This is a genomic window from Paracoccus sp. (in: a-proteobacteria) (genome assembly GCF_046462195.1).
In the GTDB taxonomy this organism is placed as follows: Bacteria; Pseudomonadota; Alphaproteobacteria; order Rhodobacterales; family Rhodobacteraceae; genus Paracoccus.
Genome location: NZ_JBKGUN010000001.1, coordinates 1 through 12,580 on the forward strand (window position 1 = coordinate 1; position 12,580 = coordinate 12,580).

General features: G+C 63.0%; 11 protein-coding genes. 6 read left to right on the top strand and 5 right to left on the bottom strand.

Annotation, left to right across the window (positions count from 1 at the left end):
* Positions 1–456 (bottom strand): transporter substrate-binding domain-containing protein (locus tag ACLHHB_RS00005; protein ID WP_410216221.1); only part of this gene is annotated, 456 nt, incomplete at its 3' end.
* A gap of 185 nt (positions 457–641) precedes the next feature.
* Between ACLHHB_RS00005 and ACLHHB_RS00010 the strand changes: the two genes are divergently transcribed.
* The gene (locus ACLHHB_RS00010; protein ID WP_410216222.1) at positions 642–1,307 is read left to right on the top strand and encodes a FadR/GntR family transcriptional regulator; all 666 of its coding nucleotides are present in this window, start codon (positions 642–644) and stop codon (positions 1,305–1,307) included.
* 221 nt (positions 1,308–1,528) lie between these two features.
* On the opposite strand, the gene ACLHHB_RS00015 is transcribed toward ACLHHB_RS00010, so the two are convergent.
* From ACLHHB_RS00015 to ACLHHB_RS00030, 4 genes are read right to left on the bottom strand one after another with little or no spacing between them, the layout of a single operon-like run.
* Complete coding sequence (locus tag ACLHHB_RS00015) at positions 1,529–2,587, bottom strand: DUF1513 domain-containing protein (RefSeq protein ID WP_410216223.1); 1,059 nt, start codon at positions 2,585–2,587, stop codon at positions 1,529–1,531.
* Positions 2,587–3,558: an imelysin family protein gene (locus tag ACLHHB_RS00020; RefSeq protein ID WP_410216224.1), complete on the bottom strand. Its 972-nt coding sequence runs from the start codon at positions 3,556–3,558 to the stop codon at positions 2,587–2,589. The genes ACLHHB_RS00015 and ACLHHB_RS00020 overlap by 1 nt, the downstream gene beginning before the upstream one ends.
* Complete coding sequence (locus tag ACLHHB_RS00025; protein ID WP_410216225.1) at positions 3,558–5,096, bottom strand: di-heme oxidoredictase family protein; 1,539 nt, start codon at positions 5,094–5,096, stop codon at positions 3,558–3,560. Before ACLHHB_RS00025 ends, ACLHHB_RS00020 begins: the two co-directional genes overlap by 1 nt.
* A 3-nt stretch (positions 5,097–5,099) precedes the next feature.
* Entirely contained in the window at positions 5,100–6,362 is a 1,263-nt protein-coding gene (locus tag ACLHHB_RS00030) for an imelysin family protein (protein ID WP_410216226.1), read from the bottom strand.
* Between the two features lie 488 nt (positions 6,363–6,850).
* Between ACLHHB_RS00030 and ACLHHB_RS00035 the strand changes: the two genes are divergently transcribed.
* The 5 genes from ACLHHB_RS00035 (at position 6,851) to ACLHHB_RS00055 (ending at position 11,876) form a co-directional block, all read left to right on the top strand.
* A complete protein-coding gene (locus ACLHHB_RS00035; protein ID WP_410216227.1) occupies positions 6,851–7,987 on the top strand; it encodes an ABC transporter ATP-binding protein in 1,137 nt (378 codons plus the stop codon).
* Positions 7,984–8,889: a carbohydrate ABC transporter permease gene (locus tag ACLHHB_RS00040; RefSeq protein WP_410216228.1), complete on the top strand. Its 906-nt coding sequence runs from the start codon at positions 7,984–7,986 to the stop codon at positions 8,887–8,889. Before ACLHHB_RS00035 ends, ACLHHB_RS00040 begins: the two co-directional genes overlap by 4 nt.
* Positions 8,889–9,701 (top strand): carbohydrate ABC transporter permease, encoded by an 813-nt coding sequence (locus ACLHHB_RS00045; RefSeq protein WP_410216229.1) that lies wholly within the window; start codon positions 8,889–8,891, stop codon positions 9,699–9,701. Before ACLHHB_RS00040 ends, ACLHHB_RS00045 begins: the two co-directional genes overlap by 1 nt.
* 21 nt (positions 9,702–9,722) lie before the next feature.
* On the top strand, positions 9,723–11,006 hold the full coding sequence (locus ACLHHB_RS00050) for an ABC transporter substrate-binding protein (RefSeq protein WP_410216230.1): 1,284 nt from the start codon (positions 9,723–9,725) through the stop codon (positions 11,004–11,006).
* 69 nt (positions 11,007–11,075) lie between these two features.
* Positions 11,076–11,876, top strand: coding sequence for a phosphodiesterase (locus ACLHHB_RS00055; protein WP_410216231.1), 801 nt, complete (start codon positions 11,076–11,078; stop codon positions 11,874–11,876).
* Positions 11,877–12,580: the final 704 nt, after the last annotated feature.

Sequence of the window (12,580 nt, forward strand, 5' to 3'; positions counted from 1 at the left end):
GGCAAAGCCATGGCTGGCCTGTTCCGCCGTGGCCCACATGTCGCCGGTCGAACCGGTGTCGACGCCCACGACCTTGCCTTCCATCTCCGCAAGAGACGCCGGACCCTCTGCCAAGGCCGTCAGCGACTGATCGCTGTCGTAATAAGGCTGGGCAAAGGTCACGGATTCCAGCCGCTCATCGGTGATGGTGATCGAAGAGGTGGCAATGTCGATCCGCCCCGACTGCACGGCCGAGAAGAGGCCGTTGAAGGGAATGTTCACGGTCTCGACCTCGGCACCCAGCCGCTCTGCCACGGCGGCGACCAGATCAATCTCAAAGCCGACGAACTGACCGGTTTCATCCTGAAATTCCCACGGCACATTGCCGATATTCGCGCCGACAGTGATCTTGTCCTGTGCGGCCGCGCCTGATGCCGACACTGCCAGCAGTGCCAGAAACAGCGCCGTCCTTCCCATTCCATGTCTTTGCATGATAGCTCCCCGTTCTTTTTTATCATTCTGGTTGACCGGACAAACCGGTCTGACCAGTATGAAGCCACGGGTTCGTCAGGTTTGCAATGCTTCTCTCGGTATGAGCAAAGGAAACAGGAACAGGATGCCCTCAGGAAAGGCAGTGACCATTGATATGGGACAAGGGACCGGTGACGCAAACGATCGCGCGTCGCCTGCAGGAGATGATCAGGTCAGGAGAGCTGAAGGCAGGACAGAAGTTGCCCTCGCAGCGCCTGCTGGCCGGACAGTTGAACGTTTCGCGCCCGTCCCTCCGGGAGGCTCTGCTGACGCTTGAAACGCTGGGTCTCGTCCAGACCTTGCCGGCACGCGGCACTTTCGTGCTGGACCCCGCATCGCGATCCCACTCGACCACCTGGCGCTATGACGATGCCTATGATCTGCGCGAGGTGTTCCAGACCCGGCTTTTGCTGGAAGGCCAATTGTGCCGACTGGCGGCCACCGCCATGACGCCTCATACCACGGAAGCGCTGCGGGATGCCGCCCAGGCGTTCGAAGAGGCCTGGAGTGCCGGCGACCTGCTTGCCCATGTCGAGGCTGACCTGGCACTGCACCTTGCCATCGCCGCTGCCTGTCCCAACCGCATGCTGTCGGGCCTTTACCGGACGGTGCAGCAGCTTCTGACAGAGACGCAGCGCCAGCCCATCCCGAACACCGATCCCGACCGCATGAGCCAGTCGATCGCAGAACATCGTGCCATCATCGAAGCCTTGGAACGCCGGGACCCTGATGGATCAGAGGCCCGGATGCAGGATCATATCCGCAACACCGCCCGTTGCGCAGGGGTCGACGTCTGACTGCGGGACCCTTTCGTCCGCGAGGGGCGAATGGACGATCGTCAGGTGCCAGCGGGGAAAGAGGGGCAGAGATGCCTTCGTGCCGCCTGGTCGGGCTTCGTGTCCGTCACCCTGTTTCCTGCGCGGCTGCAAACCTTTGCCGCGACAACCCGTTCCTGCAGGTTGCCGAAAAGGTATTTGTCTTTGCTGAAATGAACGCTAATGACGCTGGTCACAGGTCGTCAGATCAGCGCCACCAGATGATTGTCCCAAGCTGGACCGCCCTGCACCAGCGGGCTCAGGGCGCTGGTGGTACAGGACCACATGACGCCGCTGCCGTCACTTGCCAGGAAACCTTTACCTGAGGGCGCCACACCGCAGATGTCGGCACGTGCATGCGTCGCAAGATGAGCACCATCGGGTCCATGGATCATCACCACGCCCCCTCGTGGAGAGGTAAGCGCGATCAGACCCTGACGGTTCATCGCGATCGAGCCGGCATAGCCGTGCATCCGCATGGCCTCGGCGGCCGGGGGCGAACACAGGACAGGCTCTGTCCCGGGCCGCCACATGCCCAGCAGCGGCACCGCTTCGGACGGATCGCCTTCCCATTGCATCGCAAAGGCCACCAGCCCGTCCTGGCCCAGGGCCAGGTGACGGATCGAGTTTTGCCGGAACGGTGCCGGCAACTCGGCGCGGGCGACGATGCGGCCGTCTGCCGAAAGCCTGGCAAGGTTGGGGCGCATGCTGTCGATGTTCAGCTTGCTGCGATCGGCGGGATCCGTGGCGATTCCACCATTGGCCACGATCAGCGTGCCATCATCCTGCCGTTTCAGATCATGAGGACCGATCCCGCCGGACGACCATTCGCCGATCCGCATGAAGCGGGTCGTGTCCCACAGCCCGATCCGCCCTTCGGACGTACTCGCAACCACCTCCGACGTATAAAGTACCCGTCCGTTGCCTGAAAACACGCCGTGGCCGTTGAATTGCCGCCCTTGGGGTGGGGTCAGGTGGTGGCGTATCTTGCCGTCACGGCAATCCAGCACGATGGCAAAGGTGCCCGGGCGTCGGGCAAAGGCCACGGCCAGCGGCAGATGGGGATGAGCGGCGGCCGCATGGCCTCGGCCGGGCAGAGCGAGGGCGAAAAGGCTTTCCCCCCGTTCGGTCAGCCCATGCAGGACATGGCCTTCGTCCGACCTTCCCGCCGCCAGACAGGCCGGGCTGCCCAATTCGGACCAGCCGGTTGTCGGCAAGGCGAGGGCGCCCAGACCTGCCAGGAACAGACGTCGCGTTGTCATCAGTCACCATCCATTGCATTGAAGCCGACCGTGACGCCCAAGGCCGGTCCCAATTCATCCAGCGCGGTCTGCCGGGCAGCGTCCACCGCCTGCTGCAGGATCTCTATCCTGAGGCGCCCTTGGGGAGTGGACACCCCCGCCAGAACCGGATCGGGGAGTGCCTGCGCCAGTTCAATGGCGCGGTCCAGTGCCGCCAAGGTGTCCGGAGCCTTGTCGGACAAAGTCGCGACCATGTCCCGGATCGCCCCCAGCGACAGCGTCACGTTGCGCAGACTGCGTCCCGAGGCGCGGGCCTCGGCCCGTTCGGGGGCAGGACGGTCAAAGCTGCCCATGGGGCGGCCAAGACGCTGGTCCTTGAGATATTCCAGCGCCGTGATCACTTGGGTGAACATCACCTGACGCGCCTCGGTCTGCGTCAGAAAGCGGGGATTGCCCGGCTCGCCCGCGCTCAGCAGCAGGGGACCGAAGTCATCGTGCCAGCCATCGCGCAATTCGGCAGCCAGTCGCGCCAGATCGGCCGATGTGGCGCGGATCAGCGAACAGGTCTCCCCAGGCCAAGGCTCTTGCGGGAACAGCAGGCGCTCCAGCCCGGTCAACCCGCGTGCGGCAACCGATTGCTGCGCAAATGCCTGCGGTTCCAGCCGGGCCGGATCCCCCTCCAGCAGCGCCCGCTGGGCCTTGAGGCCAAGGCCCTTGGGGTCGGGCCAGAAGGCGATCGCCAAGCCGCGTCCATCTTCCTCGATCGGGCCGACCCGGATGGGCTGGAGGCCCAGCCAGTCATCATAAGCAGCGTGATAGGCAGGGGCCAGATCCCCGGGATCGCAGGTGTCTTCGGCAGCCCGCGCCAATGCGGCGGTGGAACGGGCAAAGGCCTCGTGCCGGGGCAGGACATGATCGGCAACCAGACGGGTCATGTCGGCCTGCGCGGGCGAAGCCGTCAGAAACATCAGCAGGATCAACAGGCGCGGCATCACAAGCTCTCCAGAAAGGCGATCAGGGCCGCACGGTCGTCGGCAGGCAGGGCGATGACACCGTCACGGGAACGCGCAGCCTCGCCACCATGCCACAGCACCGCCTCCAGCAGGCTGCGCGCGCGTCCGTCATGCAGGAAATCCGTATGGCCGCTGACGGTGCGGGTCAGTCCGATCCCCCAAAGCGGCGGGGTGCGCCATTCGGTGCCGGTCGCGCGGCCTTCCGGGCGGTGGTCGGCCAGTTCCTCGCCCATGTCGTGCAGCAGCAGGTCCGAATAAGGCCAGATCAGCTGAAAGCTTTGTTCAGGCTGATCCTGCAGGCGATGGGTCACATGCTTGGGGGTATGACAACTGGCGCAACCCGTGTCATGAAAAACGGCCTTGCCGCGCAGCACGCGGGGATCGGCGGCCCCCCGTCTTTCGGGCACACCCAGATTGCGGGCATAGAAAGCCACCAGATCAAGGCTGGCGCGGTCGACCTCCAGCCCGTCACGCTGTCCCGGCTCCTGCCCATGGGGCGCGGCAAGGCAGGCGGGCTGCAAGACGGTGCAGTCGCCATGGGGCAGGGGGTGCAGGGGGTTGGAAAGGCCCATGTCGCCTGCGAATGCCTCGGCCGATTGTTCAAGCACCGTCGGGTTCCCCGCCTTCAGGCCAAAGCGGCCCAGCATCGAGACGCCATATCGGACCGACATCACGATCTGTGCCCGTCCCGATATGCCATCTCCGTCGGCATCCTCCGGATCAACGTTTGCCAAAATCTCGGCCGCAGGAATGGCCTCCAGCAGGCCGAGGCCAATCATCTGCGGCGCGATACGCGGCGACAGCATCACATCCGGCGACAAGGGACCATAGCCCGGATCGCCGATGGCGTATTGCGGGGTGCGAAGGGATACGGTCAGACCGTCGGACAGTGTCACGGAGTGTTCGGCATAGGTGATGTCCATGCGGCCTTCGGCAGGCAGGCCAAAGGTCGCAAAATCCTGCAACTGGCTTCCGTAGACCGGGTCGGGACTGGTGGGCAGCCATTCCTCAATCCCTTCGGGAGCAGCGCCGCCGGGCACGGACAGGCGCAGGAACATCGACACCCGCGCGTCCTTGTCGGTCGCGGGAACATGGCCTCGGCCATCCTTCAGGTGGCAGTCCTGGCACCCGCGTGCATTGTATATCGGCCCCAATCCGTCCGAGGCCAGCGTCGAGGCGGGAGAAGCGACCCATGTCTTGCGAAACAACGCATTGCCCAACTTGAAGTCCATCTCATGCGCGAAAGGCATGTTGGCCGAACCCTGGCTGAAGGCATCAGCCGTATCGCAGGCGCGGACCGTGGCGGCGCCAGCCGGTTTTGTTTCAAAAGGTTCGGCTTTGGCAAAGTCGGAAGGGACCGCAAGAATGGCCCTTATTCGTGCGGTCTCCTCGGCTGTCCGCGGGATCACCGACAGGTGCCGGTCATCCAGCGTTTGCGCAAAAGCCGGTCCTGCCAGCAATGCCAGCAGGGCAGGCAGCATCCGCCGCGTTTGGCAATCCAGCGCATGGCGGGTCATGGCCTATTGAAAGATCGCGTTGGGGTTGTCGAGGCTGTCCGAACCCTCGACCTCGAGACCCGACAGCCCCAACACGCCCACCGCCCGCTCGATCGAGGCGGTCTGAGTCACCAGCGCATCCACCGCAGCCATGATCAGCGCCTCGCCTTCGGCATTGCCGGCTTCCAGCATCTGGTCATAGGCCAGACCGCCTTCGGCGGCCGTCTTGATCGCCATCAGCTTGTCGACGGTCGCATTCAGTTCGGCCCGAAGCTGCGCGTCCACCGCAGGATCGCGCTGGGCCACCAGTTCCGACAGCGAGGGCCCGATCATTTCGGTCCCGTCACTGCGGGTATAGGTGCCGAGGTAGATGTTGCGAATGCCAAGGCCGTCGTAATAATGGCTGTTATGCGTGTTGTCGGAAAAGCAGTCATGCTCTTCCTCGGGATCGTTCAGCATCAAGCCCAGCTTCATCCGCTCGCCCGCCTGTTCACCATAGGACAGGCTGCCCATCCCGGTCAGCATGGCCAGCAGCCCGGCCTGCGGGTCCTGCATAACGGCCGCGCGGCCTTGTCCCCCTTCGGCCCAAGCCGATGTCATTTCTTCCAAATCCGACACCAGCAGAACGGTGGCGGCCCTCAGATAGGCGGCGCGGCGGTCGCAATTGCCGCCCGTGCAGCCTTCGCCCTGGACAAAATCGGTATGGGAACGTTCGCCTGCGCCGGGACCGGTGCCGTTCAGATCCTGCCCCCACAGCAGGAACTCGATGGCGTGATAGCCTGAGGCGACGTTCGCCTCGACCCCGTCGGCTTCGTGCAGGGTTTCCGCGATCAGCTGCGGCGTGACCTCGCTGGCATCCACAGGCGTGCCGGACAGGGTGAACCGCGGTGTGGCGATGACATTCAGTCCGGCCAGGTCATTCTCTTCATTCTGCGCCGAGCCTGCCTCGACATAGTCGATAAGCCCCTCGTCCAGCGGCCAGGCATTCACCCTTCCTTCCCAGTCGTCGACAACAGGATTTCCAAAACGGAAGGCCTCGGTCTGCTGATAAGGAACACGAGCAGCAATCCAGGCATGACGTGCGGCCACCATGGTTTCTTCGGAGGGTGCGGCGATCAGGGCATCAACGGCCACCTGCAGCGCCCGGGCGGTGGACAGGCTGTCCGCATATTCCGCCTCAGCCATGTCGGCGTAATGCGTCACCACTGCTACGGGTTCTGCAGCCAGAACAGTCGAGGCGAACAGTACCGAGGAGAGGAGGGCAAAAGGAAGGTGACGCTTCATCATGATGCTTCCGATGATCTGGGGCCGATCTACCGTATCGGGGCAACCGGACCGAACTTTCTCCGCGATCTAGCGCCTTATCCGTATTCCTGTAAAGTTGATTCAAACATTCAGGTATAAGGGCGTCCAGGTGACTGTCCGCCTGCCCCTATCAGCGCTGCGATCATCTTGCACCATGCTGTCAGGTTCTTGCGTGCAGGATTATTGCAGGACCTGTTCCCTAACGTGCAGCATCTCCATCAGCACCGGCAAAGGAGCAACAAGCGTACGCGACTGCGGCAGCAGGCTGCTCCGCCGATATTAAAAAGAGGCGCATCAGTCGCCAGTTTTAGATGATCAGGACGTGACTGGACCGCTTGCGACAGCCCGAGAACAGGGAACGGGGCCTCCCCGGCCTGTCGTGCAGTCGAATGACCTTTCGTGAAAACTTTACGCTTCTGTTATCCTGCTGAAACATCCGACTGAAAAACGCTCCCAAAAAAGGAGCGCAGATGTTGCGTCAATCGATAGATCTGTCAGGAATCCGGAAAAGCTTTGGCCAGACAGAGGTTCTCAAGGGCATAGACCTGTCGGTGCGCAAAGGGGAATTCCTCTCCCTTGTTGGCATGTCCGGTTGCGGGAAGTCCACGCTGCTCCGGATCATCGCAGGGCTGGAGCAACCGGATCAGGGTTCCGTCGCGATCGGCGACCAGGACGTGACCAGACGGGATCCGTCCAACCGCAACCTTGCGATGGTGTTCCAGTCCTATGCACTTTACCCGCACATGACCGTGCGACAGAACATCGCGACACCGCTTCGCATGCGAGAACTGACGCTGGCCCGGCGCCTGCCGCTGATCGGCAGGCTGCTTGCCTCGCGACAGGCGCTGCAACAGATCGACGCCGCCGTCGCCCAGGCGGCCGGGACGCTGCAGATCACCCATCTACTGGACCGCAAGCCGGCCCAGCTTTCGGGCGGTCAGCGTCAAAGGGTCGCCTTGGCGCGCGCGCTGGTGCGTCAGCCCGCAGCCTTTCTGATGGACGAGCCACTTTCCAACCTCGACGCCAAGCTGCGTGCGCATATGCGCGACGAACTGGCAGCGCTCCATCGCCGCCTGGGTGCCACCTTCATCTATGTCACGCATGACCAGGTGGAGGCGATGACCATGTCCGACCGGATCGCGCTGATGATCGAGGGACAGATCGAACAGCTTGGCACACCCGACGAACTGTACCGCGCGCCAGCGACGCTGGCGGTTGCGCGCTTCATCGGATCTCCGACCATCAACCTCCTTCCGGCCGAGGTTTCCGCAACGGGGCAGGTCACTGTTGCAGGAGTGCCGACGGGTCTCGTCGCCAGCGCGGGACCAGCCACGCTGGGCATCCGTGCCGAAGATTTTCACCTTGCCGCCACCGGTCTGCCCGCGCGGGTTTTGCGGATCGAGACCCAAGGTGCGGACCGGTTCCTGACCTGTGAGTTGCTGGAAGCCGTCGGACAGACCATCGTGCTGCGTCAGAGTGCATCCGACGCTGATGACACGCCTGCAGACGACGTGATGCACCTGCGCTTTGCAGCCGCTCGGGCGCATCTGTTCGGCCCGGACGGGCATCGACGTCCGCTCCGCATCCGCGAAAGGGTTGCCGCGTGACCCTCGCAGCACAATCCGTAGACGCACTGGCACTGGCGCGTCCCCGCAGCGTCCCGCGTGGCCTCATCTTCGCCATGCCCGCGATCCTTTTGCTGCTGGCCATCTACATCATTCCGATCCTGGTCCTGGCGGGCTTCTCGGTCACCGATTACCGCCTGGGCGCATTGAACTGGGATTACATCGGGCCGAGGAATTTCGTAGCTGCCTTCAGTGATCCGGTCTTCACCCGCGCGTTGATGAATACTGCACTCTATGCCGCCATCGTCATTCCCGCGGGCGTGTTCCTGGCGCTCGGCGTCGCGCTTCTGGTGCATGGGCGCAGCAAGTCGCGCGCCTTTTGGGAAACCGCCTATTTCCTGCCGGTGACGGCAACGCTGGTGGCAATGGCGACGGTGTGGCAGTTCCTGCTTCACCCTTCGCTCGGGCCGGTAAATGCCGCGATCACGCGGGCCGGGTTCGAGCCCGTGTCCTTTCTGGGCAACCCGGCGCTGCTGATCCCGACCATGGCATTGATCGGCGTGTGGCAGGTGCTTGGCTTCAACATGGTGCTGTTCCTGGCGGGCCTGACCGCAATTCCCAAGGATCTGCATGAAGCGGCACGGCTCGACGGCGCCAAGAGCTCCATCGACCGGTTTCTGACAGTCACCTGGCCGATGCTCGGCCCGACGACGATGTTCGTGGTCGTCACCACGTCGATCTCGGCCTTCAAGGTGTTTGAAACGGTGGCCGTGCTGACAAAGGGCCGGTCGGGGTCGGAAACCCTGCTTTACGCCCTTTATCTGGAAGGGTTCGAGTATTCGAACACGGGCTATGCCGCGGCCCTGACGCTGATCTTCCTGGCGATCGTGCTGATCCTGTCCATCGGCCAGACGCTGCGCATGGAACGGAAGGTTCATTACTGATGCTGCGTTTTATTCCCCACCTCGTGCTGGCCCTGGGGGCCGGGATCATGCTGCTGCCTTTCTACTGGATGGTGCTGACATCGATCCGCCCCCCGGCCGAGATATTCGACATCTCGTTTTGGCCCGTTCCCGACAGTTTCAGCGGCGTCGAGAATTATTCCCAGGCGGCCCGTTCGGTGCCGATGGCCCGGTTCATGCTGAACGGCGTGATCGTCTGCTCGGGTATCCTTGTCGTGCAGGTGCTGACGGCCGTTCCCGCCGCCTATGCCTTGGCCAAGCTGCGCTTTCCCGGCCGCCGGCTGCTGATGGTGCTGGTGATCGCCGCGCTGTGCGTGCCGATGCAGGCCTTGGCGCTGCCGCTGTTCGTGGGGCTGGCAAAGGCGAACCTGCTGAACACGTATTTTGCGCAGATGGCGCCATTCTTCCTGTCGGTCTTTGCCATCTTCCTGTTCCACCAGTCGTTCCGGTCCTACCCCGACGAGATCATCGAAGCTGCCCGCATGGATGGCTTTACCGAGATGGAGATCTGCGGGCGGCTCGTGCTGCGCGGTTCGCTGCCCTCGCTCGCCGCCTTTTCGGTCTTTTCGGTCGTGGCCCACTGGAACGATCTTTACTGGCCCATGATCGTCGTGTCCGACACGGCGCTCGCCCCGCCGCCGCTGGGGATGCTGTTCTTCTCGGATGTCGAGACGGGCGCGAACTACGGCGCGCTGATGGCCGGGGCCGCCATGATCACCGCCCCGATGATCGTCTGCTTTCTGCTGGCACGACGCAACTTCATCGCCGGCATCACCATGACCGGGGTCAAGTAGATCCCTTATCCGGAGACGAACATGAACTTCACCCGACGCTTTGCCCTCGGCGCCTTTGCCCTTGGCCTGACCCTGCCAGGCATGGCCATGGCGCAACCGGTCACGCTGGACGTGCTCTATAACCTGCCAGGCTTCACGAAATTCCACCAGCCGCTGGCCGACGCGTTCATGGAGGCAAACCCGGATGTGACGATCAATTTCCTCGCCCCTGCGGTCGGCTATAACGAGGGCCAGCAACAGGTATTGCGCGCTGCCGTGACGGGAAGCCTGCCGGATGTCTATTTCTCGGGCTACAACCTGACGGCGGAACTGGTGCACACGCTGGCCCCGCGTGAGCAGATCGTCGACCTTGCCCCCTTCATCGAGGGCGAAGGGGGGCAGGCGTTCCTGGAGGAGAACTTTTCTCCCAACATGGTCGCGCTTGGCATGGTCGATGGCAAGCAATACGGCCTGCCCGTCAACGCGTCTTCGCCCATCATGTATGTGAACGCCGATCTGGTGCGCGCGGCGGGCGGCGATCCTGACAACATGCCCACGACCTTTGCCGAACTGATCGCGCTGGCCAAGACCATCCACGCGGCTGATCCGCGCGTGTCCGGCATGTCCTATGACATCGCGGGCTGGCCGGATGACTGGCTGTGGCAGGCGATGATCTATCAACAAGGGGGCACGCTGGTGGACATTGAAACCGGCACGGTCGCCTTCGACAACGAGATCGGGCTGAATGCCCTGACCATGATCCGCCAGATGGCGGCCGAGGCCGGAGCGCCCACCTTCGACTGGGATCAGGCTCGCCAGCAGTTCGGGGCCGGAATGACAGGCGTGCTGTTTTCCACCCCTGCCCATGTTCAGACGATCGAAGGCCTGGTCGGCGACCGGTTCGAATTGGTGACGACAACCTTTCCGCTGGACAATCCGGAGGATGGCGGCGTGCCCACAGGAGGCAATTCGGCCGTGATGCTGACGCAGGACAAGGCCAAGCAGCAGGCGGCTTGGGACTATATCAAGTGGGTCACCGGCCCTGAGGCGCAGAACGTCATCGTGCGCATCACCGGCTATCTGCCGACCAACCAGCGCGCCACGGGCGAGGATTACCTGGCCCCTTATTATGCCGAGCATCCGAATGTCGCGACCGCCGCGAGACAGGCTGAACGTTCGCTGCCATGGGCGGGCTATCCGGGCGGTGACTCTGTGCGCATCTGGCGCACGCAACGCGAAATCATCGGCACCGTGATGCGGGGCGAGGTCACGCCCGAGAACGGCTTGGCCCAGATGGTCGAGCAGACGAATGCGCTGATGCAATAAGCATGGGTGCTGCACGCAGGCCATGATGCGGGGGCGATGTCCCCGCATTTCCTTTTCAAGGGATTGAAGATGAAGATCATCCACCTGACCGACACCCACCTGATGCCGCGGGGCGTTTCCGCCAATGGAGTGGATCCCGAAGCACGCCTGCGCGCCGCCGTGGCGGATATCGGCACTCGCCATGCCGATGCCGACCTGCTGGCGATCACGGGCGACCTGTGCAACCATGGCGACGCCGAGGCTTACGACCTCCTGCGCGAGATCTTGGCGCCCCTGCCGATCCCCGTGCGTCTGATGCTGGGCAATCACGACCGACGGCCCGAATTCGTGGCGGCTTTTCCGGACCATCCGCGGGATTTCAATGGATACGTCCAATCGTTTATCGACACCGATCACGGGCGGCTGTTGTTCCTCGACACGCACGAGGCCGACGTGATCGGCGGGATCTATGGCAGCGACCGCCTTGGTTGGCTGAATGAGGCCTTGTCGAGTGCGGACGAAAAGCCGGTGACCGTTTTCCTGCATCACCCGCCGATCCGGGACGGCATCCGCCATTTCCGCGACATCAGCCTCCACGACGGCGGGGCCTTGCTGGCCCGCCTTGCGGCACATCCAGCCGGTGTGCGGCATATCGTGTTCGGTCACATCCACATCCCGATGTCCGGCACCAGCCCCGAGGGCATCGCCTACAGTTCGGGTCAATCCTGCACCCACCGTTTCATCACGGATCTGGACACGGCCGACCCGTGGTGGACGGATGGCAATCCCGTCTACCGGATCATCCTGATCGACGACCTCGGCTTTCGGGCTTTCAGCGCTGAGGTGGGGCAGGCGCCCACCATGCGCGCTCCGATCTGCGTGGGGCCCTGAGGTCCGGAAAATTGCCAAGTCCTCCGGAACATGGCTGATGCAGCGGCAACTGCCCTCCAGACAGATGCGGGGCAGCCTGTCGCTCATGTCCGCTGTCATGCCAACGTGTTCATCCACATTCCGGACATGGAGCATATGACTCCTTGCCAGAAAAACCGCATGCTCATGCAGGTAGGCTCAACGAAGTTCTTGCGACAGTTCGGATCCTTCGGAAAAATCTCACGAAGCAGCGGCAGGCGACCTTCCGTTGCGGGCATGTCACGCTCTGTAGCGGCACGACGTCCAAGGTCGCGTGGGTTCCCGCCAGACAGGCCCGACCAATCGGCAATGGCCCGTGACTGGCCAGACTCTCGATCTGGTTCACCCATTGGGAAAAAGCACATGCTGATATGAGGATCTTCGGGTCAGTGTTCCGTGGCGCATAGTCATGCCTTTTCTGTCAGGCGGTCTGCCGTTCATGCCGGCTTACTTGACTCAAGCGAACGTTCAGCGGGCGGCACGGCATCAGCGTGAAGAGCCCAATGTGATCATTGCCGCCAATCTTCTAACATCGCAGTATGGTCTCTGCTGTATCTCAGGAGAGGGCATTGTTGCGGAACTCGGCGTTGAAGCAGGGCTTCCTCTTACCCCATTAACGGGCTGCTGAAAGGCTCCTGCCTCGACGTTTGGCACGGAACCTGCTTCACCGTCCTGGCTGCGGGGCG

Bases quoted from the DNA above. Each gene is read 5' to 3' on its own strand.
- ACLHHB_RS00015 (WP_410216223.1), bottom strand. From the start codon at position 2,587: ATGACAACGCGACGTCTGTTCCTGGCAGGTCTGGGCGCCCTCGCCTTG.
- ACLHHB_RS00020 (WP_410216224.1), bottom strand. From the start codon at position 3,558: ATGCCGCGCCTGTTGATCCTGCTGATGTTTCTGACGGCTTCGCCCGCG.
- ACLHHB_RS00025 (WP_410216225.1), bottom strand. From the start codon at position 5,096: ATGACCCGCCATGCGCTGGATTGCCAAACGCGGCGGATGCTGCCTGCC.
- ACLHHB_RS00030 (WP_410216226.1), bottom strand. From the start codon at position 6,362: ATGATGAAGCGTCACCTTCCTTTTGCCCTCCTCTCCTCGGTACTGTTC.
- ACLHHB_RS00035 (WP_410216227.1), top strand. From the start codon at position 6,851: ATGTTGCGTCAATCGATAGATCTGTCAGGAATCCGGAAAAGCTTTGGC.
- ACLHHB_RS00045 (WP_410216229.1), top strand. From the start codon at position 8,889: ATGCTGCGTTTTATTCCCCACCTCGTGCTGGCCCTGGGGGCCGGGATC.
- ACLHHB_RS00050 (WP_410216230.1), top strand. From the start codon at position 9,723: ATGAACTTCACCCGACGCTTTGCCCTCGGCGCCTTTGCCCTTGGCCTG.
- ACLHHB_RS00055 (WP_410216231.1), top strand. From the start codon at position 11,076: ATGAAGATCATCCACCTGACCGACACCCACCTGATGCCGCGGGGCGTT.